Annotated in this window: 3 protein-coding genes; 1 reads left to right on the forward strand and 2 read right to left on the reverse strand. The window is 42.7% G+C overall.

Annotation, left to right across the window (positions count from 1 at the left end; genetic code table 11):
• Positions 1-198: 198 nt before the first annotated feature.
• Both RM049_RS27540 and RM049_RS27545 read right to left on the reverse strand, forming a co-directional pair.
• The gene (locus tag RM049_RS27540) at positions 199-4,062 is read right to left on the reverse strand and encodes a CHAT domain-containing protein (RefSeq protein WP_322706427.1); all 3,864 of its coding nucleotides are present in this window, start codon (positions 4,060-4,062) and stop codon (positions 199-201) included.
• Positions 4,063-4,259: 197 nt separating this feature from the next.
• Positions 4,260-4,949, reverse strand: a complete 690-nt coding sequence (locus tag RM049_RS27545; RefSeq protein WP_416212202.1) for a hypothetical protein — start codon at positions 4,947-4,949, stop codon at positions 4,260-4,262.
• A gap of 369 nt (positions 4,950-5,318) precedes the next feature.
• Here RM049_RS27545 and RM049_RS27550 point away from each other — a divergent pair, with 369 nt between their 5' ends.
• Positions 5,319-7,403, forward strand: a complete 2,085-nt coding sequence (locus RM049_RS27550; protein WP_322706428.1) for a DNA polymerase III subunit gamma/tau — start codon at positions 5,319-5,321, stop codon at positions 7,401-7,403.
• Positions 7,404-7,590 lie beyond the last annotated feature (187 nt).

Raw genomic sequence — 7,590 nt, forward strand, 5'->3', positions numbered from 1 at the left:
TAAGTACTATATTTCTGGTTTCTGATTTCATATTTATTTTTAATCTTCACTTTTGCCATTAATTTTAAGACCACAGTGAATTCATCCAATTTTTGTATATAATTAGACTATTTTACTGAAATCATTGAACTTTTAGAGAGGTGAAGCTAAAAACAAGTATCTGGCTAATTTTATGGCTGGAATAAAAGTTTCAAAGTATTAATTAGGCTTACCCATAATTGTAAAAGCTGCCCAATAATAAGGATGATTATAAAGATTTTTATCTGATGCCATTTTACTATTTCTATATAGTTGGGTCGCTAAATAAGTTTGAATTCTTACTTCTTCTGGATGCAGATTATTCAAAATATCTTCATACCATTTTGTCAGTTCTCCAGCAGTTAGTTCTTTCAGCCATCGTGTTGCTTCAGCTAAGGCAGTAACTGCTGATTTATTGGGCTGTAATCGTCGGTAAAACTCAATCATCACCAAGGCGCTAGCCGAAGATTCTACACTCCAAAGAGTACTCACTACATGAGGTACGCCCTGAGTTATAAAACCACTGACTAAACTCACATATTCGCTGCTGATAGTGTAGTTGTTAGTACTTAAATTTTCACAGGCAGAGAGGGTAATAAGGTTGTAACTATCTAGATTTTGTTGGCAGATTTCATCTAGAGTCAGTCTGTCTTCACCCGCTAATGCTAATTCTGACTTTTTGGGTTCAGCTAAATTATTAGTAACATGACCTGTAAAATGCAAAATATTATAATTATCAAATAGGGCATTTTCAACAATATTTTTCGTAGCTTCTGCCCCTTGAATTCGTTGGATATTATTGAACATCTGACTAACAATTTCAGACTCCAGTTTGGCAAATTTAAGTGTGGGATAACCTGTACTTTCAGGATGTTCAACACTGAGCAATAACTTATTTTGCCACTGCCAAATATCCTCAGTTCTAATTGATAAACCTATTTGGGCACTAGGTAGATAGGTGACGCTGAAATTTGATTCTACATTGGGTAACTCTTCCGGCGATGGCGAAGAAAGATGGAAAAGTGTATGAATGGGCAATCTGTACAAGTCACGGTGAGGAATTAAAACCAGTTGGGTAATGCCTTCGAGTTCCTGTGCAATTGTGGAAATATTCAATATTTCATACAGTTGCAACAGTTTCTCTTCCATCTCAACTCGCCAAGAATGGTGACTTTTACTTTCTTTGTCGTGGGCTGTGCTGCGATATTCTTGGTATTGTTGATGCCAATCTTCTAACCAAATTTCAAATTCAATTAGGCGTTGCACTGCTTCGGGTAGAGGCAATTCATTGAGACGGATAGCATCTTCTCCTAAAGGTATTACCCCAGTATCTTGCATGGGTGTAAACAGGAGAATCGGTGATGGTGCTTGGTCTTTGAGAATGAAAGTATGTAGGGCAACTGGGCTAATATGCCAGTAAATAATTGCTGTTGTGGGATTGAATAGTTGCTGAATTGCGCCATAATAAGGCGAGTAAATATTATCATTCCAGCCAGAAAGCAGCCAGTTTAAACAAGCATTTTTACCTTGTTCGGCAATTTCCCAAGCTTCTACTAAATCACCTGACTCCACAGCTAAATCAACTGCTAATTGATCGAAGCCGGTAAATTTTAAAGCTAACTGTTTTTTACTTTCGTCTGAGCGAGTTTCTTCACTCAGTAATTGTCGCAATAAATCTGTCCCACGTTGCAGCAATTCTTGAACTTGTGTTGTGTGTCCCAAACCCATCAGCACTTTGCTGAGAGATTGTAAAACCTCTAGATGCAACTGGGGAAAATATTCTAGTGTCAGGGTTAATAGCGCCTGATGGTACTCAGATGCAGCTTTGCGCCAATAATCGCGGGGATTGGTATGTTTTTTGCCTTGCTCATAGTAAGTATTAGCGATCGCAAAATGCAATCTACCCCAACCTTCTGGATGGGTATCTGTTCGCAGATGCCTTAACCCTTCTTCGTAGCTGGCTAATTTTCCTTCGTAGCCACCTTGTTGTAAGGTGGGATTTGTCGCTATGATACTACTCGACAAATTTAGTAATTCGTCAGAATCTACTACTAAATGACCGATCGCAGTTCCCCGACCAATCCAAGCTTCCCAATAATCTTGTTTAATTTGCAAAGCGTTGTCATAACAGACGATCGCTTCGGCAAATTGTTCTAAATAAAACAGTGCTACTGCTTGATTATACCAAGCTAAGTGGAAGTCGGGTTTAATGGCGATCGCTTGTTGATAGGAGGCGATCGCTTCTTGTCTCCTTCCTAAGTTGTCTAATGCTATACCCCGGTTGTACCAAGCTAAGTAGAAATCAGCTTGAACTGAAAGTGCTTTGTCCCAGGAAGCGATCGCTTCTGACCACCTGCCTAAATTAAACAGCACTACACCCCGATCTATCCACACTTCGTGGTACTCTGGGTTAATTTCTATAGCTCTATCGTAAGATATAATCGCCTCGGCAAATTGTTCGCTGACAGCTAGGGCTATGCCTCGGTAATACCAGTTTTCCTGGTCTTCTGGTTGGAGTTGTAGCGCTTGGTCATAACTAGCAATAGCTTCTGGTAGCCAACCTAATTTCAGCAGTGCCAAACCCTTGCTAGACCACGCTTCTTGATAGTCTGGCTTGATTTCTATAGCTTTATCAAAAGAAGCGATCGCTTCTTCAAAGTATCCTAATTCTCCGAGAGTTCCACCCCGGTTGTACCAAGCTTTGTAAAAGTCTGGTTTCAGTTCTATGGCTGTTTCATAAGACGCGATCGCTTCATCAAAACGTTCTAAATGGAACAGCGTTAAGCCTCGATTAAACCAATATTCGGAGAATTCGGGTTGCATTTCAATGGCTTGGTCATAAGATGCGATCGCGCCTAGCAAATCGCCTGTTTTCGCTTGGCTTAAACCTTGGTAAAACCACCCTTGAGCGTGGGTAATCGGATTATCGTTATGCCGCTCAATAATACCAGGAGAATTACTGCTTTGAACTGCCAAATCTGAAGCAAGTTGCTGGACTAAATTGGTACTTTGATCCAACTTCACCCATAACTCATCTAAAGTATTAGCCACATTTGGCTCTAAATTCGTCAAAGTGTTATCCCAGGTTTCCACCGAGGGAGACGTTGCTAACTCAGTCCTTTGTCTCGTGGAAAGAAGATTTGCTGGTGTAGTAATTTGAACAATTTCTTCGTCGAACCGAAGTTGAGTTAACAAGCTGATTGTATCTTCTGCTGTCGGCAGGGGGATATTTTCTGGTATTGTGGCTTGGGTGTCTTCCCTTTCATATTCCGATACCAGTTCCTCGAAGTTTTCGGGCGATTTCTCCTCAAAAGAGGCATTTTGAGGTGCTGATGTTATTGGTTCAACATCTGGCACATCATATTCCCATAATTGTTCGCCAAAGCTAAGGATTAGCTCTTGTCCGGGAGAAGTTGGGATAATTTCTTCATCAGTTGTAGTTTCGATTACATCTGGCTCATCATACTCCCATAACTGCTCGCCCAAATCGCGGATCAGTTCTTGCCCAGGAGTAGTTTCGATTACATCTGGCTCATCATACTCCCATAACTGCTCGCCCAAATCGCGGATCAGTTCTTGCCCAGGAGTGATTTCTAGATCATCTAGGTCATCTTGTGCCTGATTGTCCTGATATTCTATCTCTGTAGGTAAGTTTTGCATTAGCCGAATGCCAATGTCATAAGCAACTTCTCCAATTCTGCCAACACCAAGTTCCCCTAATTGCACCATTTGTGTTGCTAAAAGAGGATTTGGTGTAGGTGAAGCTAGTAAGCTTTCACCAAACATCACCAACCAGTCTATCCAACGTTCAGCCGGAATGCGATTTTCGATTCGTTGCAGATACCTCAATGCCCACTGTCGTCCTCGTGCTTGATGCACGCCTTCTAACAATTGGATAAACAATTGTTCCAGATCCGCATTGGTTAGTTCTGGTGGTACCCCCACCAGATTGCGTCCTCTCGAAGCCTTGAGAGAACTATTCTGTTTACTTGCAATGAGGCGCTTTAAAAACCTTTTAAGCGACTGCGATATCCGCCTGAGCATCTGCCACACTCTTGGATTTTGTTTTTCTAGATTGTAGCCATCGTTGTCTTAAAAAAATCATCAATTACGTAAAAATCCATTAGATTCGGACAGCGCTTCCGTAGCAGGTTAGCAAAAAATATACAAATCTTCAAGAGCATAGCATTACAACGTAACAATTCCCAGATTTCACTCTTGAATTTGATTCTCTCCAGCAGTTAATTTTCAGTTTGCTCTGTAGTCGATTGGCCAGCAGGATATAACTGACTAATTAATGCCTGGACAAGCACTTGTGGATCGTCTGTTTCAACGGCAAGCTGTTGAGCAATTTGCTGACGTAAATTTTCATCCTCCTGCAACATGACAAACAACTGTTCTAGGGTGACAGTTTGGTATTCTCCCTCTGGGAGGTTCTCTGGCGCATCTGCTGACTCCGATACTGAGGCAGTTCCTTCAGAGGGCAAAGAAGTAGTGCTAAAAGCATCTGGCCCTTCATATTCCCAAACTGGTTCGCCTTCATTGCGTGTCAACAACTGCATCCCGATATTATAGGCAACATCTCCAATTTCTCCGACTTTTAACTCACCCAATTGCACTAACCGCGCCGCCATTTCATTATTGGGTGTCGGAGATGCGAGCAATCTGTCGCCAAAGCGCCCTAACCACTCAACCCACTCTTGAGTTGTGATGCGATGTTCGATATTATGCAGCCACTTCTGTGCCCATGCTTCCCCTCGTGCTTGATGTACTCCTTGCAACAATTCGTTGAAGAGAAATTCCAGATCCGTATCGCTCAAGGGTGGTGCTGGTTCTTTTTCTACATTTACCCTAGATTTTGAGGTAGTCTGTTTTCCACCAAACAAGTTCTGAAAAAGCTTTTTGAGCCATTGAAATAGCCGCTTGAGCATCTGCTGCACCATCGAGTTTTACTTTATCTATAAAATTGTAGCGATCGCACTGGACTATGGCGTTAGTTCAGTCAATAAAACGTATAGTCATTTGTCAAGAGTTATTCTCCTCTGCTTCCCTGTCTCTTTAAATAGAACAAATGTACTAAATGATATGCTATAATTCCCATACATTGATGTTGAAATCATAGTAGAGGATAAGCTCTGGTTGCTTGCTCTTCTGAGTGCCAAAATTTACGGCATTAGTTGAGTCTTGAGCTATGGCAACATCGATCAATAAAGCCAGGTACGAGAGTTTAAAATAATTGAATCCTCAACTCGACTCGGTGCTACTAATTAACGTTGAAAGGCATTGAAGTCTATATTTCCATGTCTTACGAACCCCTGCACCACAAATATCGCCCCAAAAGTTTTGCTGAACTGGTGGGCCAAGAGGCGATCGCCACCACCCTCACGAACGCGATCGGCACATCGAAAATTGCCCCTGCCTATTTATTTACCGGGCCAAGAGGTACGGGGAAAACTTCTAGTGCCCGAATTCTGGCTAAATCTCTCAATTGTCTAAAAAGTGATAAGCCTACTGCTGAACCTTGTGGCGTGTGTGAGGTTTGTCAGGGGATCGCTAAGGGCTACGCCTTAGACGTAATTGAAATTGACGCCGCCAGTAATACTGGTGTCGATAATATTCGCGAGTTGATTGAAAAAGCCCAGTTTGCTCCTGTGCAGTGTCGCTACAAGGTTTATGTAATCGACGAATGCCACATGCTCAGTACCCAGGCATTCAACGCGCTACTAAAGACACTAGAGGAACCACCGAGACACGTAGTTTTTGTATTGGCGACAACAGACCCGCAACGGGTTTTACCAACAATTATTTCGCGCTGTCAAAGGTTTGATTTTAGACGCATTCAGTTAGAAGCGATGGTGAAGCATTTAAGTGCGATCGCATCTTATGAAAACATTCATATTTCACATGATGCTGTCACCCTGGTAGCCCAACTTTCTCAGGGAGGCTTGCGAGATGCCGAAAGTCTACTCGACCAATTGGGCTTGTTAGCAGGTGAAGTCACACCAGAGCGAGTTTGGGATTTGGTGGGGACGGTAAGCGAACAGGACTTGTTAGCGCTTTTAAATGCGATCGCTCAAGATAAACCGGAAGCAGTTCTAGACTGTACTCACTACATTCTAGATCGTGGTCGAGAACCCCTAACTATTCTGCAAAATCTCGCTGCTTTTTACCGCGATTTACTGATTGCCAAAACAGCACCCAACCGCCACGATTTGGTTGCTTGTACTCAGCAAACCTGGACAACGCTGATTGAATTTGCTCAATACTTCGATATGAGCGCGATTTTGGCAGGACAAAAACACTTGCGAGAAGCTGAAGTACAAATTAAAAACACCACTCAGCCGCGTTTGTGGTTGGAGGTAACATTACTAGGATTGTTACCGAGTGCGACGACAAATATTCAGCCACAAGCCCCAAGTATCGCGCCGCGAGTTAATACACCTGTTGTATCTCCAAGCTATCCTCCAGTCGTTGCCCAAAATCACCCAGTCTCTTCTGTACCTGTAGCTGAACCGCAAACAAATCATAATTCTGCATCTGCCAATCATCAAACAGCTGCCCAAAATCAGCCCGTCACTTCATCTCCCCCAGTTGAACAGCAAACAGATCGCAATTCTGCTGCTAACTCCGTTTCACCGCCAACTCCAGAACCTGTTGCTGTTCCTGTACCACCTGTGAACATTGAACCAGTAACTTCAGAAGTTGTTGGGGAAGAAGTTGTTGGGGAAGCACAATATGACTTAACTCAGGTTTGGCAACAGGTGCGTGCTAATTTTCCGATGCCTTCCAGGCAAGCTTTACTTGGACAAATGTGCCAGCTAATAGAGTTTGACGGTACTGTAGCGCGTATTGCTGTTAAAGGGGCTAAATGGTATGAAACACTTAAATCTGATCTCCCGATGATGAAAGCAGCTTTCCACAAGACTTTTCAACGTGAAGTTCAGGTAAATCTGGAACAAGTCAGTTCTGCAACTCCTACCTCCGCCAAAAAAAATCCTCCGCCCAAAGACTCTACTCGCGTTCAGCAACCACCTACACCTAGCTACAACCAGCAAATTTCGTCGCCTTCAGCGCCAGCACCACAGCCAACTAATCCATCACCAGCACCACAAAAAAGCGAGTTGGCAGCAAGAAATGGCAATGGTGTAAATGGAAATGGGGCAAATAGAAACGGGGTAAATGCAAACGGGATGCAAACTTTGCCTCCACCCCCAAAACAAACACCCGCACCTGATTGGGAACCTGACGAAGTAGCGATCGCAGCTCAACGTGTAGCAGAATTTTTCAATGGACAAATCATCCGTTTTGCAGATGATTTTCCAGAATTCTCAGATTCCACAACTACACCAGAATGGGTAGAAGAAGCAGACGTGGACGATGAATAAGGGACTTCCAAGGAATAAATTACTCAACAAAAATCAGAAGACGACATTCAAACAATAATGATAATCATTATGAAGAGTAAGAGGTAGCTTAAGCCTAAGCTAGCCTAATCTTATTCTCAACAAGCAGCTGATTTACTGGAGTTTAGACTAAAAGCAGGCGATCGTTAACAAAAGAGTGTACGTGTCG

It is taken from the genome of Nostoc sp. DedQUE04, from assembly GCF_034530995.1.
Classification (GTDB): Bacteria; Cyanobacteriota; Cyanobacteriia; order Cyanobacteriales; family Nostocaceae; genus Nostoc.